The organism is Nocardia sp. NPDC056541 (assembly GCF_042794235.1).
Taxonomy (GTDB): domain Bacteria; phylum Actinomycetota; class Actinomycetes; order Mycobacteriales; family Mycobacteriaceae; genus Nocardia.
In genome coordinates this window covers 244,644-267,078 of record NZ_JBHTUD010000002.1, presented here as the reverse complement: position 1 = coordinate 267,078, position 22,435 = coordinate 244,644, and the positions used below count along the sequence as shown (strand labels likewise).

Genomic DNA, 22,435 nt, shown 5'->3' with positions numbered 1-22,435 from the left:
TTTTCGACCTTTCAGGCATCGAGCACGAGACGGTCCGTGCGCGCTCGGGAAACGCAGATCATCATGGTTTTGCCCGACTCTTGTTCAGCCGGGGTGAGCACCGAATCGCGGTGCTCGACTTCGCCTTCGAGCACGGTGGTCTCGCAGGTCGCGCACGTTCCCTCACGGCACGACCACAGCACGTCGGCGCCCGCCCGTTCGAGTGCGTCCAGGACCGACGACCCGGCCGGAACCTCGATGGTCCGGCCGGAACGGTTGAGCACGACGGTGCTCGTCCGCTCGGGTCCGGTGGCCGCGATCTCCTTCGGATGAAAACGCTCGACCCGCAAGGCATCCGCGACACAGTGCTGCTCGACCGCGGCCAGCAGCGGCTCGGGGCCACAGCAGTACACGAGCGTGCCCGAGGTCACCGGCGCGAGAATCTCGGCCAGTGGCATCAGCCCGACGTCGTCCTGCGCGTAGCGACGAACCCGCGCACCATAGGCGGACAGCTCGCCGGCGAACGCCATCCGCGCGCCGGTGCGGCCGCCGTAGTGCAGTTGCCAGTCGGCGCCGCGCTGCTGCAGTTCGCGGATCATCGGCAACAGCGGGGTGATCCCGATACCGCCGGCGATCAGGAGGTAGCTCGCCGCCTGCGTGAGCGGGAAATTGTTGCGTGGCTCCCGGATCTCCAGCAGCGTGCCCGGCCGCACGTTCTCGTGCATCCACGCCGACCCGCCGCGGCCCTGCTCCTCGAGCAGCACCGCGATGCGATAACTGTCCCGATTCGCGGGATCGCCACACAGCGAGTACTGGCGAACGACGCCGTCGGGCAGGACGACGTCCACGTGCGCACCCGGTGCCCACGGCGGCAGTGGCGCGCCGCCGGGGTCGGTGAGCACAAAGGACAGCACGCCCTCTGATTCGTAGGTGATGGACCGAATTCGCACAATCGCGCTGATCACACGACGAGTCTCGCAGGGGTTCGGCGGCCCGCGGGGATTGATACTTTCAACGAATTGCCGGATTGAAATGGGGTCGATCGGCTATCGGCGGTCAGCGGGAGAAACGATCAGGAATCGAGAAGTTTCCAGGTCGGCGCCGTGTCAGCATTGTTTTCCATGGATCGACGAAAGGGTTTTGCGATGAACATCACCTGGGTTCGGCGAACCCATCGCGTGCTCGCCGTCGCCTTCCTCGCGGCCGTGCTCATCACGGTGCTCGGATTGTCGCTCAGCGGGCCCGAATGGGTGGTCTACCTGCCGCTCGTTCCGCTCGCCGGGCTGTTCCTGTCCGGTGCGTCGATGTTCGTGCGGCTCTTGCGCGGCCCGCACCCGCTGTCGGCGTTCGGCGACAGTGCCGGTCGCGTCCGTCAGGTGCATCGCTGGTCCGCGGTGGTATTCGTCGTCACCGTTGTCGCCACGGTGATCGCGCTGGCACAACCGGAGCCGATCGTGTGGATCTCCTACCTCCCGCTGATCCCACTCGCCGGGCTCTTCCTGTCCGGCTCGTTCATGTTCGTGTCGCCGCTGGTACGGGCGCGGCGCGCCCACTAGCTGGGTGACTCCCGTCAGCCGATGTCGACCACTCGCGCCCATGCGGGTGGGCTGTCCGGGACGTAGTCCGGGTCGTCGTGGCGCCACGCGCGTTCTCGGCGGAAGAGGCCGACGACGGTTCGGCAGGCCGGTTGGTGGGAGGGCCAGGGGGTTTGGCCGTCGGTCAGGGCGACGAGTACGTCCGGGCGGGTGCGCAGGGCCTGGGTGAAACCGGTGCGCAGGTCGGTGCCGCCACCGCCGATCAGCGTCATGCCCTCGGCCTGGCACAGCGGGTGGGCGATTCTCGCCGCCGCGTCGCAGGAGAACACGGTGACCAGGTCGCGGCGGCCGCCGACGGCGCGGATGATGGCGGCGACTTCGAGCAGGGCGCTGCCCAGTTCGTCGTCGCTGACCGAACCCGAGGTGTCGATGACCACGCTGACCTTGGGTGGGGTGCGACGCAGGCTGGGCAACACGATGCCGGGCAGTGCGGTGCAGCGGCGGGCGGGGCGCCGGTAGGTGTAGTCCTCGCCGACGCCCGGAGCCGAGGCGGCCGCGCGCAGTGCCGCGCCGAGCAGGTCCCGCCACGGCTGGGAAGGATGCAACGCCTCCTTCGCCCAGCGCCGCCACCCCTGGGGCGCGTCTCCCGGACGCCCGACGATGCCCTGTGCCACCAGGAATCGGACGCCGTCGCGCTGCTGTTCGCTGAGACCGTCCGCGCCGTCGGGTCCCAGCTCCCATTCGCGGTCCGATCCGTCCGCGCCGCTGCCGCAGTCGAGCCACGCCATGTCTTCGGTCAGCCGCCCGAGGCGGAACTGACCCAGGTAGTCCTCCATGAGTTGCCCCGGGTCCAGCCCCAATGTGCTGGGCAGCACAGCGCCCTCGGGCCAGACCAGCCCGTCACCGAACGCGTCGTCGTTGATCTCGGCGTCCGCGGCGATGTTCATGCGCAGCCGCTCCCCCGGACCGGTCAGGTCGTGGGCGTGGGCGTAGCGGTCGCTGCGCGCGTGATGGTCTCGCAGCAGGTGCGACACCTCGTGCACCAGGATCGAAGCCAGTTCTTCCACCGGTGTGTAGTCGACGAATCGTGGCGAGACGTAGCACCGCCAGTGTTTGTCCACGCCCATCGTCGGTGACCTCGGCGACTCGACGATGTGCAGCGCGTACAGAGCGGTCGCGAGATAAGGGCGGGCCGAAACCGCCTGCAGCCGTGCGGCATACAGCTTGCCGAAATCCAGTCCGGTGGCGTCCGCTGTCATCGGCCCGCCTGCACGGCAACGCGGGCCGCGGCGCGATCGGCACTCTGCGACACCGCCACCACCCCGGCCAGCTGTTCGATCGCCGCGGGCACCTCCCAGTTCTCGCGGCGCAGCGTGGCCAGCGTCGTCGCGGGAACAACCACCAGGTCGGGTGCTCCGGTTTCCACGGCTTTCACCAGCAGCGACCAAGCCGCGTCCCACCGAGCCCGCTCCGGCCGTTTGCGCACCGCGGCCACCACACCGTCGAGAACGGCCTGACGCAAGTCGCCCCGGGTCGGCAGTTCAGCGGCGACCGGATCGGCCAGCAGTGCTTCCGGGTCGGGCAGATCCATCCGATCGATGCTGGTGAGTAGTTCGAAACCGGGCCCGTCACCAACGGTGCCGCGGATCAACTGCGACAGCGCATCACGACTCGCGTCGGCCGCGGTGGCGAAGGCGATCAGCCGCACGGTCATCTCCCAACTCCGCGGTGACGCCCAGGCACCGCCCCGCCGGGTTTCGGTGGTGGGCATCTGGTGCACGAGCTTGGGCCGAGCCGCGAGCAAGGTGCATACCGCGCGACGGGCGAATGCGACCGACTCCGGCAGGCTTTCGGCCGCGAGCCGAGGCAAGGTCGCGTGTGGCCAGGTTCCGCCGAGGCCGCGGACGACCACGTCGTGCTCGTGAGTCCACTGCAGGTGCACGAATCGGTTCGCCAGCGGCGGGCTCAGCTCCCAGCCGTCGGCGGCCGACGAGCGTGGGTTGGCGGCCGCGACGATGCGCACACCCGACGGCAGTTCCAGTGCGCCGACCCGCCTTTCGAGAACGACGCGCAGCAGCGCGGCCTGCACGGCGGGCGGCGCGGTGGACAGTTCGTCGAGGAACAGCAGGCCGCGCCCGGCCCGCACGAGCCGAACCGCCCAGTCCGGCGGCGCCATCGGCACCCCCTGGGTCGCGGGGTCGTCGCCGATGATCGGCAGGCCGGAGAAGTCCGACGGTTCGTGCACACTCGCGATCACCGTGGTCAGCGGCAGTTCCAGGGACTCCGCGAGCTGGGTCAGGGCAGCGGTCTTGCCGATGCCCGGCTCACCCCACAGCAGCACCGGCAGGTCGGCGGCCACAGCCAAGGTGAGCGCTTCCAGTTGCGTGTTGGTGCGCGGCTCCGTCTTCACCTCACCCAGCAGGGCAAGGAGTTCGCTCGCGACGTCGAGCTGGGAGTCGGTGGCGCGAGTCGGAAGCGGGCAGAGGGTATGAACAGTCATGTGTGCATCACCTTTTGGGTTCGGAGGAATTCGATGGGCGAGCTCAGGCGGAGCGAGCCCGGCCTCGGGGTCTGTCGATGAAGTACGAGGTCGGCGGCGCGAAGGCCGCACGAATCCACGGTCGAGGCGAGGTCCCGGCGACCCGCGGATCAGCCGGTCGTACCAGGCCCACACGACCCCACCTGTCAGCGAGACAAGGCGTGGCCCTGATGGCCCGGACGCCAACTCAGCGCAAGGCCAGGCGTTTCGGACGTGCGCGACGACCCTTGCGGTCGTAACGGTCGGGAAGAACGTGGCCGCGACCGGGTGCGGGTAGACCGGCCCGGAACAGACCATAGGTAATCCGTTGCCGTACAGCGGCTTCGAGTGCGTCGCGAAGTGGTCCGTCGCGCAGCGTCGCGTCCGCGCCGAGCTGGGCTTCGACGATGGTGAGGGCGCCGTCGATATCGCCGTGGTCCAGGCGGTCGCAGACGCCGACGAGCCAATCCGGTTGGCGCAGTGACCGGTCGATGGCCTGGAGGCAGGGCATCGGTGTTCCGGTCAGGGCCGCCAGGAGTTCTTCACGCCGGATCTCGGTGGGGTCGTGATCCAGGGCGGCGAGCACCCCGTTCACCAACCCGATCCGATGACGTTCGCCCCGGCACTCCACGATCCGATGACCGGCGGCGGTGATCCCGGAGGTCGCGGTCGGCGCGCCGTCACAGCCGAGCGCCGAGGCGACCAGCGGATGCAGTCGATCGGCGGCGAGCACGCCCGCGCGCAGCAATTCCAGGTCGGGGAGCACCCAGGTCGCCGCGTCGGGCAGAACCGGGAGGGCGGAGATTCCGCCACGCGGGTGTTCCCTCGAAATCCGCACGGCGAGTGGGTCCTCCGCACTTACGTCCAACACGAGCCGCTTGCGCGCACCACACCGCACCGCTACCAACCCGGACCGGCGCCCCTCGGCACGCAGCAGAATCCCCGCTTCGTCCGCCCACCGGTCGACGGCGCAACCCGGCGGCGCCGTTGCGGACACAGAATCCCTGGGGTCGTCGCCTGCCGCAAGCCCTGGGGCGGCGAATTGCCCTGCACCAGAACGGGTCCGCAACTCCCCCACCCTGCGCGAATCCCACAGGTGACGGTGCAGGTCGAGCCGGTAGCGACTGCTGGGTCGGGGGTGTGGGTGCATGCGCGCGCTGGCGACGGGGCTCGCCGTGTCCCACAGCGCGAGGCTGATCCGCTGTCCGGCGGCCGCCCAGGCCGGTGGCGTACGGACCACCAGATGCACGGAATCCGCACCGTCACACTGCGTTACGTCACCGGCCGCGCTGTCGAGGCCGGCGATGCCCCCGGATTCGTACCGAGCCAGCGCCATCGTCAACCCGGGTCGCAACAGACCGTCCGGCGCGATTCTGGGTAGATGCCAGCGCAACAGGTCCGGCGCCAGATATCGCAGGTCGGCCCGTACCCGGGCGGCGAGTCCTCGACCGTGGGTCCGCGCCAACGTCCGCAGATCCACATCGAGATCGACGTGCGCAGCGGCGCAGGCCCCCGACCAGTCACCGACGAGCCGCCGTGCGGTGGCGGCCTCGATCATGGCGGACGGCACAGCGAGTTCGCGCACACGCAGCCAGAGGTCGAGGCGCGCATCGTCATAGGACGTACGGGAAGACTGCTGATTTTCGGTGAATTCCCCGCGTTCACGCGGGGCAGAAGCCGGTTCGATGACCGGCGTGGGGCTCAACGGCCCGGGCGCAGAACGCCCTTTCGACTCGATGTCATGTCGCCAGTATGCACAACAACACGCGAGCCGACAAGCGGTGCTGGTCGGGTCGCGCGGTCTGCCACCGAGTCGACGAGGCAGGCGGGCCCTGGTCACCGACCAGATGCCCGCCTTGCCGGCGGGCCGCTATCGCGCGTCGGTGAGCTCGCGCACGTCGGACTGCGCACCCAGTTGCGGGTAGGTCGGGTATTCGATGCCCGAGATGTACTGCACGGTCCGCACCACCTGGCACGAGTAGCCGAATTCGTTGTCGTACCAGACGTAGAGGATGGCGGTGTCGCCCTCGACGATGGTGGCGTTGGCGTCGATGATCGAGGCCGCCCGCGAGCCGATGAAGTCGCTCGAGACCGCGTCGGTGGCGGCTGTGTAGTCGAGGTTGCGGCTCAACGGGCCCGCGAGGGATACCTGACGCAGGTACGCGAGCACGTCTTCCTTGGTCGTGTCCTGCTTCAGCTGCAGGTTCAGGATCGCGACGGAGACGTCCGGGGTGGGAACGCGGATCGAGTTGCCGGTGATCTTGGCTTTGAAGTCCGGCATCGCCTTGGCCACCGCGGAGGCGGCGCCGGTCTCGGTGAGCACCAGGTTGAACGGCGCGGAACGACCGCGCCGATCGGCCTTGTGGTAGTTGTCCAGCAGGTTCTGGTCGTTGGTGAACGAGTGCACCGTCTCCACGTGTCCACGCACGATGCCGAACTCGTCGTCCATGGCCTTGAGCGGCGGCACGATCGCGTTGGTCGTGCAGGAGGCGCAGGAGAAGATCTGCTGCGACAGGTCCAGGTCGCGGTGGTTGACGCCGTGCACGATGTTGGGCACGTCACCCTTGCCGGGCGCGGTGAGCACGACCTTCGCGATGCCGGGACGCAGGTGCTGCTCCAGGCCCTCGCGGTCACGCCAGCGACCGGTGTTGTCGATCAGGATCGCGTTGTCGATGCCGTAGGCGGTGTAGTCGATCGTCGTCGGGTCATCGCTGTAGATGAACTTGATGACGTTACCGTTCGCGGTGATCGTGTCGTTGTCGGTGTCGACCTTGATCGTGCCGTTGAAGTGCCCGTGCACCGAGTCGCGCCGCAGCAGCGACGCCCGCTTGGCCAGGTCGTCGTCGCCGCCCTTGCGCACCACCACCGCGCGCAGGCTCAGCCCGTTGCCCGACCCGGCCTTCTCGATCAGCAGCCGGGTGACCAGCCGCCCGATCCGCCCGAACCCGTAGAGCACCACATCACGCGGTCCCTGCGACACGGCCTTGTTGCCGTCGCTCACCTCGGCCAGCACCGAGGTGGTGAACTCCTCGACCGACAGGCCCCGCTCGTCGGCGTGAAACGCCATCACCAGCTGGCCCAGGTCGATCTTGCACGGCCCCAGATCCAGCCGGCTGATCACCTCGAGGAACGGCAGGGTCTCGTCCACCGACAGCTCTTCGCCGCCGATCTGGCGCGCGAACCGATGCGTCCGCAGGATGCTGATCACCGACTTGTTCACCAGCGACCGGCTGTGCAGCAGAATCGTCACACCCTTGCTGCGGTACAACGTCCCGATGATGGGAATCATCGCCTCCGCCGCAGCTTCCTGAGCGTTCCAGCGATCAAGTTGTTCGGTAGTCAACACACGTCCTCTGGGTTCATCGATACTTCCGCTGCATCGATGCTAGTGAGCGCGGAATTTTCACCGTGGGCCACTCCCCACCGGTGAGATCGTGCGCACTGTGCCGAGAGGAATGCCCGCGATCGGGCGACTGTGACCCGCGGCACCGAACACGGCTCAGAACTTGCCGGTGTGGTGCTCGACGCGGTGGCCGAGCCGGGCGGTGAACTCGGCGATGAATTCGTCGGTCAGCGGTGGCCAGCCCCAGAAGTCGAAGGCAAGGGCGCCGAGGGCGAAGCCCCACGGCCATTGCCAGTCGGTGATCGCGCCGGCCGTACCGCACGCGGTGCAGGCCACCGCACCGGTGCCCGTCTGCTCCCACCCTTCGATCGCGTCCGAAAACGGTTGCCACACTGCGGGATCAGGTTCCCAGGCCCGCGGATAGTCGATGATCACCGTGCTTGCCCGGCAGCTCGGGCACGTCGCGTCGGCCGGGGCGATCTCACCCTGGCCGCCGTAGTGGGCGTGGCGGCCGACGATGACCCCGACCGGGGCGGGAATCCACTCGGCGCCCCAATCCTGGGCGATCTCCGCCCACGCGGGCCCTGCCACATACCCTTCGTCCACGTGGAGGCTGTACATCGCGTCCGCCGAGGTCTCCCGCAGCAGCCACCCCCGCGACACCATCCAGTCGATCGTCGCCTCGGCCGACGCCTCGGCATCCGCCGCGGCCACATCGAGATCGACGATCCGTTCGAAGTTGTCACCCACCCTTCGCATCCTGCCACCGCGGTCCGACAGAGTGTGGCGCACGTCAGCACCGCGGGTCGATGCTGTGGTCAGGTCACGGCAGCCCAGCGGATCGACGCGGGTTCCACCCTCGCGCACAACGGGTTTCCGGTCGCGTCCGTGAGGCCGAGACGAGCCTCGAGCACGCCCGATTCGGTCGCGGCCGCCAGCGTCTCTGCGGGAACGTCGGCGAGCATCAGCTTGGCGCGCCGGAACATCGTGAGCGTTGCGGTGTCATCGTCGCTGACCCAGCTGAGGTAGAGGAACCGCTCCCCCGGTCGGCCCTGGACGTAGGGCCCTCGGACGTCGGTCTCGTGGACGGTGCACTCGACCGTCCACGTGACGGTTTCCGAGTCACCACGCTGTAGGTCGAGCAGCTCCTGTGGCCGGTTCCTGCGCTGCACGCCGACATGAATGTTCGAGTACGCCGTCTCGATCCCGGGCGGTCGACAGGACGACCCCGGCAGCTGTGTCCCCACGATTCGGATACGCATTCCGCGATTCTCCCGCACGCCTGCGCCGATTTCCGCGCAATGTTCGACGACGCAGCGGAGTCCGCCGATTTCACCGCGGAGCTCAGTCCACGGCCTCCGCTTCGGTCGAAGCAGGCTGTGCCGCTTCGGCTTTCGCGAGCGATCCCGGCCACCACACCTTGTCGCCCAGCAGCGCGAACAGCGCGGGGACAACCAGCGTGCGCACCACGAACGTATCCAGCAGGATGCCGATCCCGACCACGATGCCCAACTGGGTCAGGGTGATCAACGGCAGCACACCGAGCACACAGAACACCGCGGCCAGCACCACACCGGCGCTGGTGATCACGGCTCCGGTCGAGGCGACCGCGCGCACCATGCCCTGGGTGGTGCCGTGCGCGCCCGCTTCCTCGCGGGCCCTGGTGACCAGGAAGATCGTGTAGTCCACCCCCAGCGCGACCAGGAACAGGAAGCCGAACAGCGGCACATTCGTGTCCAGGGCGGGGAAGCCGAAGATCGTGCCGCTGATCCAGCTGCCCGCACCGAGCGCCGCGAGCGCGCTGAGCACCGTGACGCCGACGAGCAGCACGGCGGCGGGCACCGCGCGCAGCAGTGCCAGCAACACCAGCAGCACAACGGCGAGGATCAGCGGAATGACCAGCGCCTGGTCACGGCGGGCGGCGTCGCGGATGTCGAGCGCTTCGGCGTCCGTACCGCCGACGAGGGCCTCGGCGCCGGGGACGGTGCCGACCGCTGTCCTGATCGCCTCGATGGTGGTGAACGCCTCCACCGAGCCGGGCGGCGCCTCCAGAACGACCGACCACCGTGTCGCACCGTCGGCGGAGGTACCGGTAGCGGTGGCGCGCGAAATCCCCTGTACGCCGTCGAGGGCCGACTGGATCCGGGTGGTGGTTTCGCTGCGCGCGATCACCACGGCGGGATCCGACGAGCCGGACGGGAAGTGGTCGGCCATCGTGTCGAGCCCGTCGACGGACTCGGCCTCGACGCGGAACTGCTCGGTCTGCGAGAGCCCGATATCGGTGGTCGCGAGCCCGGTCGCGAAGACGATCAGCACCGCCGAAGCCGCGCCGGCCACGACGGCAGGGCGGCGCACCACCCGCTTCGCGACGACTGCCCAGACGCCCTGCTCGGCCGCGTCGCGACCGTCCGCCTTCGGCACGAACGGCCAGAAGACCCGCCGACCGCACAGTGCCAGCGCCGGCGGCAACGCGGCGAGCACGAAGATCAGCGCCACCACGAGTCCGGCGGCGGCGAACGCGCCGAGGCTGCGGGTGTTGGGGAGCAGCGCCAGCAACAGCGTCAGCAGAGCCAGCACAACGGTGACGTTGCTGGCCACGATGGCGGGCGCGGCATGGCGCACCGCGGCGCGCAACGCCACTCGATGATCGGTGTGGCGATGCAGTTCGTCGCGATACCGCGATACCAACAGCAGCGCGTAGTTCGTTCCCGCCCCGAAGACCAGCACGCTGGTGATGCCCGATGTCGAACCGTCGAAGGCGAGTCCGGTGAGCTCGGCCAGGAGCGTGCCGACACTGGTGGCGACGCGGTCGGCGAGCCCGACCACCGTCAACGGCACCAGCCACAACACCGGCGAGCGATAGGTGACGATGAGCAGGGCCATCACCACGATCGCGGTGACGATGAGCAGCAGCGAGTTCGCACCGGAGAAGGAGTCGGCGATATCGGCGCCGAAGGCCGGTCCGCCGGTGATCTGCACGCGCAGCGCATCGGGTAGATCGGTGCTGACGGCGGCGCGTAGTTCGTCGACCCGATCGGTGAGCGCGAAGCCGTTGAGCTGTGCGGACACCGGAATCTGGGCGAGCGCGGCCCGCCCGTCGGGAGCGAGCATCACCCGCGGATCGTCGGTGGGCGAACCACCCGCGCGGGTGAGCGCCGCGTCCACTGCCGTGAGATCGGCCGGTGTCAGCGGACCGCCGTCGTCGCGGGTCGCCACCATGATCGCGGCGGCGGTTCCGGCATCGGGAAACCGTGCCGCGGCCTCGGCGGCCAGGGCGGATTCCGCCGATCGCGGCAACGACACCGGGGCCTGGCCCGCGCTGTCGTTGCTCCCCGCCAGCGCCATCACCGCCATGGCGGCCGCGACGACAGCGAGCAGTACCGCCCACGATCGCCGACCGGTGACCAGCCCGGCGAACCGGTCCCAACCGTTTCCGTCACTCACTCGCATCACGCCGAAACTATTTCAGAAACTTAACTAATTGGCAATGCCGCCGGCTCCGACGGCTAAGCTGCCTGTCGGACAGAGAGGAGGCCGCGCGTGGATGACGACACCGCCGACACGAACCCGGCCGCCGACCGGACAGCGCTCGAGACCGGCATCGCCCGGGATCTGCGTGCGCTGACCGCGATCTCCGAACAGATCGGTCATGTCTTCGCGCGATCGAACGACCTGCGCCCGAACGATTTTCGCGCCCTGATGCACGTCGCCACGGCCGACGCCGAGGGCTCACCGGTGAGCGCGGGCCAGTTGAGCAAGCTGATGGGCGTCTCCGCGCCCGCCGTCACCTACCTGGTCGAGCGCATGATCGAATCCGGGCACCTCGACCGCGTGCCCGATCCGGCGGACCGACGGCGGGTCAACCTGACCTATACCGACCACGGCATGTCGGTCGCCGCCGGATTCTTCGGACCACTCGGTTCCCGCACCCGCGAGGCGCTGTCCGCCCTGCCCGACAGCGACCTGACGGCCGCCCACCGCGTGCTCGTGAGCGTCACGGCCGCACTGCGCGAGTTCTACGCCGAGCTGCCGGAGCCAGGGCGAACCGCCGAATAAAAGTGTCCGGAACCGGCATACGCGACCGCTCGGCTCGACACGGCGCCGACGTCTACCGGGCCCGCTCGATCTGCGATCGGACACGCGTGTCGCCCTCTCCGCCGGTAGCCCTCAGGGAATAGCCTGGGCTGGTCAGCAGCATTTCCGACCTTTGTTGCCGCCGAATCGGTGTCCACGGTCGGCCGAATTCTTCTCCGCCTCGAACACCACAAGCGAGGGAGTTGGCTGTGTCGGATTTCATTCTCACCGCGGGCACCGTGATCACCATGGACGAGAACCGCCCCCGCGCTGACGCCGTCGCGGTCTCGGGTTCACGCATCGTCGCGGTCGGGTCGCTGGCCGAGTGCGTGTCCGCAGTGGCCCCGGACGCCGAGGTCATCGATACCGGCGCGCGAGCGTTGCTGCCGGGGTTCGTCGAACCGCACGGGCATCCGTTCCTGGGCGGGGTCCTCACCCAACCACCCATCGCGCAGATCACCCCGTGGGTAGCGCCGACCTGGGACGATGTGGTGGCCGTGTTCACAGCGGCCATCGCCGCGACCGACCCGTCGACGCCGTTGGTGTTCAACGGGTTCGACGCACTGCTCCAGGAACACGCGGCACCGACAGCATCGGACCTGGACGCGATCTTCGGTGATCGGGTGGCCGTGGTCCTGGACAACTCCGCGCACGGCATCTACTTCGACACCGCGCTCATCGAGCGCTACGGCTGGTCCGACAACCCGCCACCGGACCCCGACGGCGGTCACTACGGCCGCAATCCGGACGGCTCGCTCGACGGTCAGGGCTTCGAAGTGCCGGTGCTCACCGCGGTCATGACGCCGTTGATCGCCGAGATGCCCAGCCCGCTGCTCAGCGGCGCCGGGTTCTTCGCGGCGATGTCGCGCGCCGGGTACACCACGACCTCGGACATGGCCTACGACCCGCAGACCGCACACGACTACGAAACACTGGCCGCCACCACATCGTGCCCGCTGCGGGTCAACCTGTGGGAGATGTCGACCACCGACACCTACACCGAGCCCGAGACCTTCGCCGCCGGCGACGAGATGCTGCGCAAGGCCGGCGTCAAACTCTGGACCGACGGTGCGGTCTGGGTGGGCAGTGCGGCGACGTCGTTTCCCTACCTCGATACCGAGGCGACTCGGCGCGCCGGTATCGACCCGGCGACCGCGGGCGGCACCGGTTCGCTCAACTACACCCGATCGCAGCTGGACGAGATTCTGGACGAGGCCGCGCCCGCGGGCTGGCAGATGTCGTTCCATTCCAACGGCGATCTGGCCGTCGAGCTGGCCCTGGACGCTTACGAGGCGGCGTTGCAGCGCCACGGCCTGACCGGCACCGATCACCGGTGGCGGATCGAGCACCTGGGCGGAGCGAGCCGCGCGCAGATGGACCGAGCGGCCCGGCTGGGCGTGCACGTGTCGCTGTCACCGTTCCAGTACTACTTCTGGGGCGATCTGCTCGACGGCGCGATCTTCGACCACGAACACGGCAGCCGGTGGCAGCCCACCGCCGACGCGCTGGCCTCGGGGGCGTGCGTGTCCCTGCACAACGACGGGCCGGTCTCGCCACCGTCGCCGCTGGTCAACATCCAGACCGTCGCCTCCCGACGCACCCGCGCCGGCACCGTACACGGCGCCGATCAGGCGATTCCGCTCGAGGACGCGATCCGCGCGCAGACGATCAACGCCGCCCGCACCCTGCGCCGCGATCACCTGATCGGGTCCATCACGGTCGGCAAGCTGGCCGACTTCGTCGAGTTGTCCGGTGACCCCTACGAGGTCGACCCGGCCACGTTGGGCGAGACCGTCCGGGTCAACGGCACGTGGGTGGGTGGGCGCCGGGTCGACCTCGACGCGTTCCTGGCCGCAGTGCCGAACAGCGACACGACCCCGCGCCCGAGCGCGCGCCTCGGACCGTGCTGCTGAGCCTGCGCCGACCCTGGACCGAGGGAAATCCCTGAGCTGAAGCTCCGGGTCGGGACCTGATGTGCCCGACCCGTCCCGACGGGAGCATCGAAGAATGGAAACCGTTGGCAATCAGGATATTTCAGGAACCGTTCGACGGCGTCTCGGTGTCGCGGCGCTGGCATCGGCTGTCACGGTAGCGGGCTTGCTCGGGCTCTCGACGGCAACCGCGTCCGCGGACACCGCCGTCAGCTGTTCGTGGGCGGGCACCCCGTACACACAGGGAGCCACCGTCGTCGCCGGTGGCTGGACCTTCACCTGCGGCCGATCGCAGGCCGGGGACGCACGCTGGGATCGCGGAGCATCGACGCATCGGACGAGCACGGTCGCCAATCCGGGCGCCGCCGCCGAGCCCACCGGCCGCTTCAGCGCGGGGGCGGTCCAGCCGGGCACCGGATACAACGACTATTGCGTGGGTGAGCAGCTCGTCAGCGGTCGGGAAGCCGTCTACGAAGCCGTGCCGGACGGGCGCGGCCTGCGCTGGCGGCAGGCGGGTCCGATCACACAGTGGCGTTTCGATCAGGGCGACGGCACTGCCCCGGCGGGCCGGTCGGCGAGCGAGTGCCGGGTGGATCCTCAGTTCTGAGCAGCATCGACAGCGATGGGGTGATCCGGCGTCGGCGCGGACACGCTTCGACAACGCCGAGGACACGACCCTGGTTCTCCGGGCGAAGGGGAGAAATGATCGAACTTGACCGGCACTCCCCGGCCATCGGCACAACGTGGAGGTTCGAGCGATGTGGAACGCGATTGTTCAGATCTGTGGATTCTTGATCATCGGCGCCGTGGTCGGCGTGCTCGCCAGGGTGCTCAAGCCGGGTAAGGAGAACATGAGCATGGGCATGACCCTGGTGCTCGGCATGGTGGCGGCGCTGATCGCGGGCGTGATCGCCAGCCTCATCGGCGTCGGCTCCATCACCGAGCTCAACTTCTGGGGCTTCGTCCTCGCGGTCATCGCGGCGGTGGTGCTGCTGTTCGCGGCCGAGTCGATGGGCGCCCGCAAACACCCGCCGGTGGCCTGAGCCGAACGCGTCGGCGCTCGCCCGTCGCCGTGACCTGGCGACGAGGTGTAGCGCCCCCTGTGCGGCGCCGCTCCTCGGCGGGCCTCGGCCGGTAGCGCCGAGGCCCGCCGCAGCGCGGTCAGGTGATCTGCTCCGCGACCTCTCGATCGGCGTCGCGTGCTCCGGTGATCGCGGCCACCTTCGCGAACGACTCGGCTGGATCGCTGCCGACGATCTCGTGTTCGAACTCGCTGACGGTTCCAGGCCAGGCATTGGTGACCGTGCCGTCCGCGCGTTTCCACCATGCCGTCGCCGCACCGTCGCACCAGATGGTCCGGGCGAGAGCATGATCCAGACGGTCGAGGTAGCGCGCCATCGCCCGCTCGGTCACCTCCACCGGCGCACCCCAGTCCGCGCTGAGGGCCAGACAGCGCGTGATGTACCGGGCCTGGTGTTGCTTGACCGCGGGGTTGCTGTTCGACGGAGTGAACGAGTGCGGCCCCGCGATCATGTAGAGATTCGGAAAGCCGGGCACCGCGAGGCCGTAGAAGGCGGCCGGTCGACCTCGGCGCCGCCACCGGTCGTGCAGATCCACTCCCCCACGGCCACGGATCCGCACCCCGGCGAGGAACTCCGGCGCACGGAACCCGGTGGCCCACACGATGACGTCGGCGCGGCGCTCGGTGCCCTCGACAGTGCGGATCCCGTCCGGGCCGAGCCGGTCGATGCGGTCGGTGACCAGTTCGACGTGTGGCCGGGTCAGCGCCGGATAATATCCGCTGTCGAGCAGGATCCGTTTCTCCCCGATCCGGTAGTTCGGTGTGAGCTTCGCGCGCAGTTCACGATCGCGCACCTGCCACCGAAGGTGGGCGCGCGCAACGAGTTCGGCCGGTCCCGCCGACCACCCCGCGCGCATGATCGGCGCGAGAACCAGATCAGCCGCGTGGTAGATCCCGGCCCGATACAGGTCGTGCAGACCGGGCACACGCGTCAGCGCCCACCGTGACAGCGGACCGAACGACGCGGCGGGCTTGGGCAGCACCCAGGACGGGGAACGCTGATACACGGTGACACCGGCCGCGACTCGGGCCAGCTCGGGAATCATCTGCGCCGCCGAGGAACCGGTACCGACGACGGCGATCTGCCCGCTCAGGTCCGCGGTGTGATCCCATCGTGCGGAGTGGAACGCACGGCCACCGAAGGTCCGCGCTCCCCGCAACCGAGGAATCGCGGGTCGATGCAGTTGGCCGAGCGCCCACACGACCGCGTCGGTGCGGATCCGCTCCCCGGTGGTCGTGGTCAGGGTCCAGGTGCGGTCGGTGTCGCTGTAGTCGGCGGCCATCACGGCGGTATCGCAGCGCAGATGCGCACGCAGACCGTTGCGGTCGGTGACCTCCCGCATGTAGGTCAGGATCGCCTGCTGATCCGGATAACGCACGCGCACGTCTCGATAAGGGTCGAAGGCGAAGCAGTACAGGTGCGCGGGCACATCGCAGGAACAGCCCGGATAGGTGTTCTCCCGCCACACCCCGCCGACCTCCGGTCCTTCTTCGAGGATCAGGAAGTCGCGCACCCCGGCCTGTCTCAGCTGCGCGGCCATGGTGAGCCCACCGAAGCCCGCCCCGACGACAACTACTTCGTGGGTGATCGTGGGCCCGGTCATCGGCGGAGGCCATAGGGGCGCGCGAGAATGACGAGTACATCTACTGTGGTCATCGCAGAGTTCTCCAAGTGTCTGCATCTGCTCTGCGGGCGGTGGCGACCGCCGTGCAGAGCTGTTTTCGGGTGTCTCCCCGTGCTCGCGGGGAGGCACCCGATCCGGTATCCGAGGGAGAATGCGCGCTGAACGCGGCGACACGACCCCGGTTGAATTCGCGAGCGGAGCGGTCGACAACGACCCCTTCCGCCTTCACCACCGCGGCGGTCCACGGCCCAGTCCCGGGTGCGCCGAAGACGACGCTGTTGCCCACGGAATCACCACCCGGACAATCGAATTGGGCCAGGTCATACCGTGAACTCCTCCAATGCTCGGGAACGGCCGCGCATGATTCGCTTGCTTCCGGACTCGGGAGTTCACTCCGACCGGCGCGCACGCGACTTGTCCCCGCCCCACCAGCAACGGCAATCATCCGGCAATCGAGCCGTTCGGCAGGCGGTCTCGGTCGAGCCGGGGTGTCGTCGCGCTTCGGGCCTGCATGCGCCACCGATCCGGCGGCCCACCGCTATTACGAGTGGCCACCACGTCAGTCAGCCGGGGTTCGCGGAAGGCCGCGAGCGCGGATTGCGAACCTGAAACATCGCCGCATCAAGCGGCGAGTCTCCGGTAAACTCGCTGCGGGTCGAGCTAGACGGATCGTGGGCGATCGAACTCCGATCGCGAGCACCACCCTTCAGTCGGCGCTGCGCAGAGGCGTGCCGCGCAATCCGCCGTCCCTACCGAAGTACGCGATTGCCTGTCATTGCGACCCGTCGGAGTCTCGGAGATCCGCGATGGCGGAATATCGCCGCAGCAAGGGGCTTGCCATGACCGAGCGCAATCCTTCCGCAAATCGTCCCGTTCCCGAAGAAGAGCCTTTCGCGCGGCAAGCCGCCGCCGAGGGGATCTCCGTGCTGGCGGCGATCATGCTGTTCATCGCCGCGGCGGCCTCCATCCTCGAGGGCATCTCCGCGATCGCCGAGGACGAGTTCTATGTCGCCGGCTTCAGCTACGTCTACGAATTCGACGCGACCACCTGGGGCTGGGTTCATGTCGTCCTCGGCGTGATCGCCATCGTCTGCTCGATCGGTCTGATGTCGGGCACCGCGTGGGCGCGATACGCGGCGGTGGGCATCGCGGCACTGGTGATCATCGCGAACTTCTTGTCCCTGCCCTACTATCCCGCGTGGTCCATCGTGATCATCGCGATCAGTGTGGTGGTCATCTGGGCCGTCACCGCCTGGCAGCCCGCTCGCCACGACCGGGCATGATGCCGAAAACCGCACAACGCGAAAGCCGCAGGCCAAGGCTCGACCGTCACACCGCGCGGCCCCCGGCAGCTAATCTGAAATGAAACTGTGTCTGAAAACCTCGGCGAAACCGACGGCGAGTGGCGAGAATTGGCCCCGACGGACGGTTCGGCGCAACTCTGCACCTGTCGTACGTCACGAATTCCCTTCGGCAACAGAGGAATTGGACGATGGACAGGTTGTCGAGATCCGCCGCGGCGATGCTGGTTGCCGCCGTCGTCGCGGTCGGGACCGCGGCGGTCGGCGTCGCGCGGGCGGAGACACCCAGCACGCAGCCCTGCACCCCGTACACGGCAATCTTCGCGCCGGGGACCTGGGAGACCACGCCGGGCGCCGATCCCGGGGTGCCCGTCGGGATGCTCCAGCCCGTCGGCGATGGCCTGCAACGGCAGTTCGGCCGGGACATCACCGTGCGCTATGTGCCCTATGCCGCCAGCGCTTTCGACCTTGGTCTGAGCTACGCGGAGTCCCTGGGCACGCTGGAGTCCCGCTTGCACCAGATGATGCGCGGCCTGTGCCGCTCGACGCGGGTCATCCTCGCCGGCTACAGCCAGGGCGCGGACGGCATCGGCGATCTCGCCACCGAGATCGGCAATGGCGACGGCCCCATCGATGCCGATCGAGTGGTCGGTGTCGGACTACTGGCCGATCCACACCGCGACCCGAAGACCACACTCTCCCTGGGCAATCCGCAGCCCGGCCTCGGCATAGCCGGAACGCGAAGCCGGGATTTCGGTGCGTTGACAGACCGGGTTCGCACCCTGTGCACCGACGGCGACCTGTACTGCTCCCTCGATGCCACCACCTCCCCGTTCCTCGCTGTATTGGGCCGGGTCCTGAGCGGTGATCCCGAACCGATCGCGAATGTCATCCCCGCCACGGTCGATCCCCGCAGCCTGATCGCTCAGGCTGTCACCATGGGCGCCGGCTGGACCGCCACCGCGGCGAACCTGCCTACCATTCTCGACAACCTCACCCACCTCTCGGAATTCATCGCGGCGGGTGACATTCGCGGTGCGCACCGGACCGCGAATGCCCTGAACGTTGCCCTGTCCCCGTTGGTCGAGGCCGCCGCGGGTGTGGACCGAGTCCTGGTCGCCCAGGTCATCCGCGCGGCCGCCGCCGTCGACCCCGCTGGTTGGACCGCAGCCGTCAGCGTCATCGCCGACGCCCTCGTGCCCATCGATTTTCTGAGCATCGCCGACAGGGTGGGCCGAATTCAGGAAATCCTGTGGCGTGCGGTCGAATCCCTCGATCGCAACGACCCCCTCGCCGCCGCCACCGACCTGGCGACCTTGGCCGCCACCGGCGCCGACCTCACGGGTTCCGTGCTCGGCCCTGTCGCCGCCGGGCTCCGAGCAGACCTCCGCGCGACCACCCGAACCCTGCTCAGCATCGCCGACCCCGCCACCATCGACGAACTCGTCCAACTGGCCCGCCAAGGCGTGGACATGGCCAACTTCTACGCCTCCGAGGCTCACGTCGACTACGGCGACGACGTCCTGATCCTCCTGAACTACCTGAGCTCCCAGGTCGTTTCGTAGCCTCGCTGGTGTGTCGGCTCGACCTGCATCGAGCCGACACACCAGCATTCAGATCAGCACGTCACGGCATCGCCGACCGAGTTGTCGAGACGCACCCCCAGAACCCTCGACAACTCGCCGACATTGTCGGCACTGGGTGTCACCACATCGCGCTCCCACCGGCTGATCTGGTTTCCGTCCGCGATTCCGATCCAGTCGGCCAACTCCGCCTGGGTGAACCCGGAGGCCATCCTTGCCGCCCGAATCGCTTTGCCGATCGTGGACATGGTCTCCCCTTTCTCTCGATGCCCTCCGCGCGGACCGCATCGGCGCGGGTGCCCGTCGGCGAACCCTCGTACTCCTGATGCGGTCTCGCGCAGCCACATTCGAAAGGTATCGGCGAATCGGCCTGCGAAGGAGGCTGTGACTGCACGGCAACTGACTGTGCACGCACAAACGTGCGTGCATCCGGGCGCGGAACTCCGGCTACTTCGGTGGGTTGCCCACATCGGTGGCGCTGCGGCGCCAGTCACGCGGCGTCATCCCGAATGCCTCGCGGAATCGCCGGGCGAAGTGGGCGGCGTCGCGGAAACCCACGGCGCCGGCCACAGACGCGATGGACCGGTGCGCATAGCCTCTGTCGATCAGCATGTCGCGGCCCCGGACCAGGCGTTGTTCGATGATCCACTGCTCGAGGCTGATACCCGACTGTGCACAGACTTTGTACAGGTGGCGCACAGAGATGTTGTTGCCGGCGGCGATATCGGGGATCTTCAAGTCCGAATCCGACAGGTGGGTCCGCACATACCCGAGGATCTGCTCGATCAGCAGCTGCTCCGGGATGGCGGCGCCGTCACCCGGCCCCCGGCCGGCCGCCGAGATCAGTAGCGCCCGAACCATTTCCAGACACGACTCACCCACGGAAGCAGCGGCCGGATCCGTTTCGAGCTGGTCGGCGATCCCGACCAGATGCTGGATCTGCGCCGTGACCATCGGGTACAGCGGCGACGCCGCCAGTCGCCCGTGCGCCGCGACGACCGTTTCCGCGGAAATGCCGAGGCGCTCCCTGGACAGCTGCAGGCACAGCGTTCCGCCGAGACCGTGCCAGCCGGAGGCGAACGTCGTGGCCAGGTCGATCACTTCGCAGGCGCCGGGCTCGATCAGCGTTTGCGCACCGAACTGTTCGTGCCTGCGAACCTGTCCGTTCTGCACGGTCACCGTCAGGGTGTCGCTGGGCGTGGTTCGCTCATGCCGACTGGTTCGGCAGACCTGATGACCGGATACCTCCGAGCGAGTGAGCGCGATCGGACCCAGCATCCAGGCCTGGTGCCGGCTGACCACTTCGGCCGGCGAATCCCACATCTGCAGGGTGGCCCCGATATCGGCTTCCTGCAGGATTGCGGTGACCGCCTCCCGCCGGTCCGCCGGCGTGAAGTAGTCGGAGTCGATCAGCACTGCCATTTGTGATCTCTACTTCGGATTCTCGTCGGCGGTGGTGTCCCTCCCATCGCCGACCGCTGCGCGTATTCGGGTGGTGGCGATTCGGGGGCCTGTAGTCGGCGATGCTATCGCGCCGTGGCGCGCCCGGAGCCCGATTCGGCAGGGTTGCCGCACCGACTTCACCGGCCCACGGTGGCGTGTTCCCTTGCCGTGGTTGGCCGTAACGCCAGGATTCGACGTTCGGCAGGTGTCGCCGTCGCAGCCCATTCCGGCCGTATAGCCGCATAGATGCACACGTCGCGCCACCGACCCTGGGTTCGGTACAGCTGGCGCAGCCGCGCCTCCGGCGTCAAGCCCACTCCCGACATCACCGTGTCCATCACCGGATGATCGTGGCGGTGCCCGGCCCATACTCGGTGAATCCCGAGCGGCCCGAAGGCGAATGCCGCCAACAGCCGCCCCGCCTCGATACCGCCCGCGCGCAGCGCCCCCTCCGGAACCACGACCAGACCGCCGATCATCGCGTTGCTGCCGAAATCCTCCACCAGCAGGCCGATGGTGCCGACCATGGTGTCCTCACCCGGCGCCGTGATCGCCAAGGTGTACTTGCGCCGCGGAGTCTCGCCTCGGGAACGCAGGGCGGCGTCGAACGACGTCGCGGCCGCCCGCACGCCCATGCTGTCGGTGCCCATATATCGGGTCAGGTGCGGGTCGGTGAAGATCCGCTGATAGACGCCCAGATCACCGGCACGGAGATCACGCAACCGCAGCCGCGGACCGACCAGTTCCACATTGCGCAGATCGATCGTCAACGGACTTCCTCCATCACCCGCACGAATGCCGGAGCGATCTGTGGGCCTACCGCGGGGATCAGCTCGTCGAGGTCGATATAGGTTCGCCCCGACGGGATCAGCTCGCCGAGCAGGATCCGGCGAGCCGTGTCCGCCACCAAGGCGCCGCCGAGCATCACCCCGGAGGCGAGCTGCGGCCAGCTGCACAGGCTTCGGCCGATCTCACCGACAGCGTCGCGCATCGCCGGACTCAGCCGCGGCTCATCGACCACTGCCAGCAGAAATGCCAGCAGCTCGCCCCGGTTCATCCCCGCGACATCGGACGAGGTCGACCCACCGATGCGGCCGTGGAACAGCGGGCGATGGGGTTCGCGATCGAAACGCTCCACATCCAGCAAGCCGCGATCGTTGGTGTCCATCAGTACCGGGATCTCTCGGCGCCGCGCGTACTCACGGGCAGCGACTTTCGCCCATCCCGTGTCGCATTCCTCCACCAGCAGATCCAGCGGACGGGTGCCCTCCACTCCGTCGAAGAACGGCCCGATCGATTCCTCGGTCAACCCGTCGGTGAACACCTCGATATCGAGATAGGGGTCGATCTCGAACATCTGACGCGCCGCCAGCACGGCCTTGGAGACCCCGAGATCGCCCACCCCGGCCCGCAGCCGGTTCAGATTCGACAGCCCGACGGTGTCGAAGTCGGCCAATCGGAACGATCCGCCGACCCCTTCCATCGCCAGCGTCACAGCCGCGCTGTTGCCCACCGACAGCCCGATCACACCGATCCGGCGCTCACGCAGGACTCGCTGCTGCACTCGGTCGATCTTGTTGCGATTCCGATCTGTCCGCACCCTCTGGAAAACCTTGCGCGGCAGCACATGTACCAACCTGCCGTTCCACGGATAGAACACCCACGTCCCCCACTGCCACAACGGAGTCCCGTCACAGATCCGACGACGGGATGCCACCAGTGAGCCGGTCGACTGCGCGACCGCAGGGTCCTCGCAGCGGATCAGTTCGTCGAGCTGATCTTCGATCGTGTCGTGCACCGCACTGACCGAACCCGACGCTGTCAGCGCTTCGAGATCACGCAGCCCTTCCGGGCTCGATGCATCGAGCAGCTCGGGACGGAAATGCGACGTCGCGGCGCCGGGCGTGAGTGCCGCCGGACGCGGAACCGAGCGATGCCAAACCATGTGTGCACAAACCTCCGACCCTCATGAGGCGAACGGCCACCCGCTCGCCCCTGTCGACCAAGACGCGCAAAGGATAC

Annotated in this window: 20 protein-coding genes; 7 read left to right on the top strand and 13 right to left on the bottom strand. The window is 68.3% G+C overall.

The window, feature by feature from the left end:
- Positions 1-11 precede the first annotated feature (11 nt).
- Positions 12-944, bottom strand: coding sequence for a PDR/VanB family oxidoreductase (locus ACFQ9R_RS04160; protein WP_378988869.1), 933 nt, complete (start codon positions 942-944; stop codon positions 12-14).
- 180 nt (positions 945-1,124) lie between these two features.
- Between ACFQ9R_RS04160 and ACFQ9R_RS04155 the strand changes: the two genes are divergently transcribed.
- Positions 1,125-1,535 carry a hypothetical protein gene (locus tag ACFQ9R_RS04155; RefSeq protein WP_378988868.1) on the top strand — a complete coding sequence of 137 codons (411 nt, stop codon included), beginning with the start codon at positions 1,125-1,127 and terminating at the stop codon, positions 1,533-1,535.
- 14 nt (positions 1,536-1,549) lie between these two features.
- On the opposite strand, the gene ACFQ9R_RS04150 is transcribed toward ACFQ9R_RS04155, so the two are convergent.
- The 7 genes from ACFQ9R_RS04150 to ACFQ9R_RS04120 form a co-directional block, all read right to left on the bottom strand.
- Complete coding sequence (locus ACFQ9R_RS04150) at positions 1,550-2,773, bottom strand: VWA-like domain-containing protein (RefSeq protein WP_378988866.1); 1,224 nt, start codon at positions 2,771-2,773, stop codon at positions 1,550-1,552.
- Positions 2,770-4,014 carry an AAA family ATPase gene (locus ACFQ9R_RS04145; RefSeq protein WP_378988864.1) on the bottom strand — a complete coding sequence of 415 codons (1,245 nt, stop codon included), beginning with the start codon at positions 4,012-4,014 and terminating at the stop codon, positions 2,770-2,772. The genes ACFQ9R_RS04150 and ACFQ9R_RS04145 overlap by 4 nt, the downstream gene beginning before the upstream one ends.
- Before the next feature lie 226 nt (positions 4,015-4,240).
- The gene (locus ACFQ9R_RS04140; protein WP_378988862.1) at positions 4,241-5,737 is read right to left on the bottom strand and encodes a hypothetical protein; all 1,497 of its coding nucleotides are present in this window, start codon (positions 5,735-5,737) and stop codon (positions 4,241-4,243) included.
- A 165-nt stretch (positions 5,738-5,902) separates the two neighbouring features.
- Positions 5,903-7,321: a glyceraldehyde-3-phosphate dehydrogenase gene (locus ACFQ9R_RS04135; RefSeq protein WP_378989131.1), complete on the bottom strand. Its 1,419-nt coding sequence runs from the start codon at positions 7,319-7,321 to the stop codon at positions 5,903-5,905.
- A 210-nt stretch (positions 7,322-7,531) separates the two neighbouring features.
- Positions 7,532-8,134 (bottom strand): hypothetical protein, encoded by a 603-nt coding sequence (locus ACFQ9R_RS04130; RefSeq protein WP_378988860.1) that lies wholly within the window; start codon positions 8,132-8,134, stop codon positions 7,532-7,534.
- Between the two features lie 59 nt (positions 8,135-8,193).
- Positions 8,194-8,637, bottom strand: a complete 444-nt coding sequence (locus tag ACFQ9R_RS04125) for a DUF5990 family protein (RefSeq protein WP_378988858.1) — start codon at positions 8,635-8,637, stop codon at positions 8,194-8,196.
- Positions 8,638-8,719: 82 nt separating this feature from the next.
- A complete protein-coding gene (locus ACFQ9R_RS04120) occupies positions 8,720-10,825 on the bottom strand; it encodes an MMPL family transporter (protein ID WP_378988856.1) in 2,106 nt (701 codons plus the stop codon).
- A gap of 90 nt (positions 10,826-10,915) precedes the next feature.
- On the opposite strand from ACFQ9R_RS04120, the gene ACFQ9R_RS04115 reads away from it, so the two are divergent.
- The 4 genes from ACFQ9R_RS04115 to ACFQ9R_RS04100 all read left to right on the top strand — a co-directional run bounded on the left by ACFQ9R_RS04115 (position 10,916) and on the right by ACFQ9R_RS04100 (position 14,423).
- On the top strand, positions 10,916-11,431 hold the full coding sequence (locus ACFQ9R_RS04115) for a MarR family winged helix-turn-helix transcriptional regulator (RefSeq protein WP_378988854.1): 516 nt from the start codon (positions 10,916-10,918) through the stop codon (positions 11,429-11,431).
- 227 nt (positions 11,432-11,658) lie between these two features.
- Positions 11,659-13,362, top strand: a complete 1,704-nt coding sequence (locus ACFQ9R_RS04110) for an amidohydrolase (protein WP_378988851.1) — start codon at positions 11,659-11,661, stop codon at positions 13,360-13,362.
- Positions 13,363-13,456: 94 nt separating this feature from the next.
- Positions 13,457-13,987: a hypothetical protein gene (locus tag ACFQ9R_RS04105; protein WP_378988849.1), complete on the top strand. Its 531-nt coding sequence runs from the start codon at positions 13,457-13,459 to the stop codon at positions 13,985-13,987.
- A 151-nt stretch (positions 13,988-14,138) separates the two neighbouring features.
- Entirely contained in the window at positions 14,139-14,423 is a 285-nt protein-coding gene (locus ACFQ9R_RS04100; RefSeq protein WP_378988847.1) for a GlsB/YeaQ/YmgE family stress response membrane protein, read from the top strand.
- Between the two features lie 118 nt (positions 14,424-14,541).
- Here the strand turns inward: ACFQ9R_RS04100 and ACFQ9R_RS04095 are convergent, their stop codons facing one another.
- A complete protein-coding gene (locus ACFQ9R_RS04095) occupies positions 14,542-16,065 on the bottom strand; it encodes a flavin-containing monooxygenase (protein ID WP_378988845.1) in 1,524 nt (507 codons plus the stop codon).
- An 860-nt stretch (positions 16,066-16,925) separates the two neighbouring features.
- On the opposite strand from ACFQ9R_RS04095, the gene ACFQ9R_RS04090 reads away from it, so the two are divergent.
- Positions 16,926-17,369 carry an acetyltransferase gene (locus tag ACFQ9R_RS04090; RefSeq protein WP_378626797.1) on the top strand — a complete coding sequence of 148 codons (444 nt, stop codon included), beginning with the start codon at positions 16,926-16,928 and terminating at the stop codon, positions 17,367-17,369.
- 209 nt (positions 17,370-17,578) lie between these two features.
- On the top strand, positions 17,579-18,952 hold the full coding sequence (locus tag ACFQ9R_RS04085) for a cutinase family protein (RefSeq protein ID WP_378988843.1): 1,374 nt from the start codon (positions 17,579-17,581) through the stop codon (positions 18,950-18,952).
- Between the two features lie 53 nt (positions 18,953-19,005).
- Here the strand turns inward: ACFQ9R_RS04085 and ACFQ9R_RS04080 are convergent, their stop codons facing one another.
- From ACFQ9R_RS04080 to ACFQ9R_RS04065, 4 genes are all read right to left on the bottom strand, one after another.
- On the bottom strand, positions 19,006-19,218 hold the full coding sequence (locus tag ACFQ9R_RS04080; protein ID WP_378988841.1) for a helix-turn-helix domain-containing protein: 213 nt from the start codon (positions 19,216-19,218) through the stop codon (positions 19,006-19,008).
- Positions 19,219-19,417: 199 nt separating this feature from the next.
- Complete coding sequence (locus ACFQ9R_RS04075) at positions 19,418-20,392, bottom strand: helix-turn-helix domain-containing protein (RefSeq protein WP_378988839.1); 975 nt, start codon at positions 20,390-20,392, stop codon at positions 19,418-19,420.
- A 158-nt stretch (positions 20,393-20,550) separates the two neighbouring features.
- Positions 20,551-21,183, bottom strand: a complete 633-nt coding sequence (locus ACFQ9R_RS04070) for a GNAT family N-acetyltransferase (protein WP_378988837.1) — start codon at positions 21,181-21,183, stop codon at positions 20,551-20,553.
- Positions 21,180-22,358, bottom strand: coding sequence for a ThiF family adenylyltransferase (locus tag ACFQ9R_RS04065; protein ID WP_378988834.1), 1,179 nt, complete (start codon positions 22,356-22,358; stop codon positions 21,180-21,182). The genes ACFQ9R_RS04070 and ACFQ9R_RS04065 overlap by 4 nt, the downstream gene beginning before the upstream one ends.
- Positions 22,359-22,435: the final 77 nt, after the last annotated feature.

What these genes read in the sequence shown, in the direction of transcription:
- ACFQ9R_RS04120 (WP_378988856.1), bottom strand. Translation starts at nt 10,825, where the DNA reads ATGCGAGTGAGTGACGGAAACGGTTGGGACCGGTTCGCCGGGCTGGTC.
- ACFQ9R_RS04095 (WP_378988845.1), bottom strand. Translation starts at nt 16,065, where the DNA reads ATGACCGGGCCCACGATCACCCACGAAGTAGTTGTCGTCGGGGCGGGC.
- ACFQ9R_RS04075 (WP_378988839.1), bottom strand. Translation starts at nt 20,392, where the DNA reads ATGGCAGTGCTGATCGACTCCGACTACTTCACGCCGGCGGACCGGCGG.
- ACFQ9R_RS04150 (WP_378988866.1), bottom strand. Translation starts at nt 2,773, where the DNA reads ATGACAGCGGACGCCACCGGACTGGATTTCGGCAAGCTGTATGCCGCA.
- ACFQ9R_RS04145 (WP_378988864.1), bottom strand. Translation starts at nt 4,014, where the DNA reads ATGACTGTTCATACCCTCTGCCCGCTTCCGACTCGCGCCACCGACTCC.
- ACFQ9R_RS04080 (WP_378988841.1), bottom strand. Translation starts at nt 19,218, where the DNA reads ATGTCCACGATCGGCAAAGCGATTCGGGCGGCAAGGATGGCCTCCGGG.
- ACFQ9R_RS04090 (WP_378626797.1), top strand. Translation starts at nt 16,926, where the DNA reads ATGACCGAGCGCAATCCTTCCGCAAATCGTCCCGTTCCCGAAGAAGAG.
- ACFQ9R_RS04105 (WP_378988849.1), top strand. Translation starts at nt 13,457, where the DNA reads ATGGAAACCGTTGGCAATCAGGATATTTCAGGAACCGTTCGACGGCGT.
- ACFQ9R_RS04125 (WP_378988858.1), bottom strand. Translation starts at nt 8,637, where the DNA reads ATGCGTATCCGAATCGTGGGGACACAGCTGCCGGGGTCGTCCTGTCGA.
- ACFQ9R_RS04155 (WP_378988868.1), top strand. Translation starts at nt 1,125, where the DNA reads ATGAACATCACCTGGGTTCGGCGAACCCATCGCGTGCTCGCCGTCGCC.
- ACFQ9R_RS04065 (WP_378988834.1), bottom strand. Translation starts at nt 22,358, where the DNA reads ATGGTTTGGCATCGCTCGGTTCCGCGTCCGGCGGCACTCACGCCCGGC.
- ACFQ9R_RS04135 (WP_378989131.1), bottom strand. Translation starts at nt 7,321, where the DNA reads ATGATTCCCATCATCGGGACGTTGTACCGCAGCAAGGGTGTGACGATT.
- ACFQ9R_RS04100 (WP_378988847.1), top strand. Translation starts at nt 14,139, where the DNA reads ATGTGGAACGCGATTGTTCAGATCTGTGGATTCTTGATCATCGGCGCC.
- ACFQ9R_RS04085 (WP_378988843.1), top strand. Translation starts at nt 17,579, where the DNA reads ATGGACAGGTTGTCGAGATCCGCCGCGGCGATGCTGGTTGCCGCCGTC.
- ACFQ9R_RS04130 (WP_378988860.1), bottom strand. Translation starts at nt 8,134, where the DNA reads ATGCGAAGGGTGGGTGACAACTTCGAACGGATCGTCGATCTCGATGTG.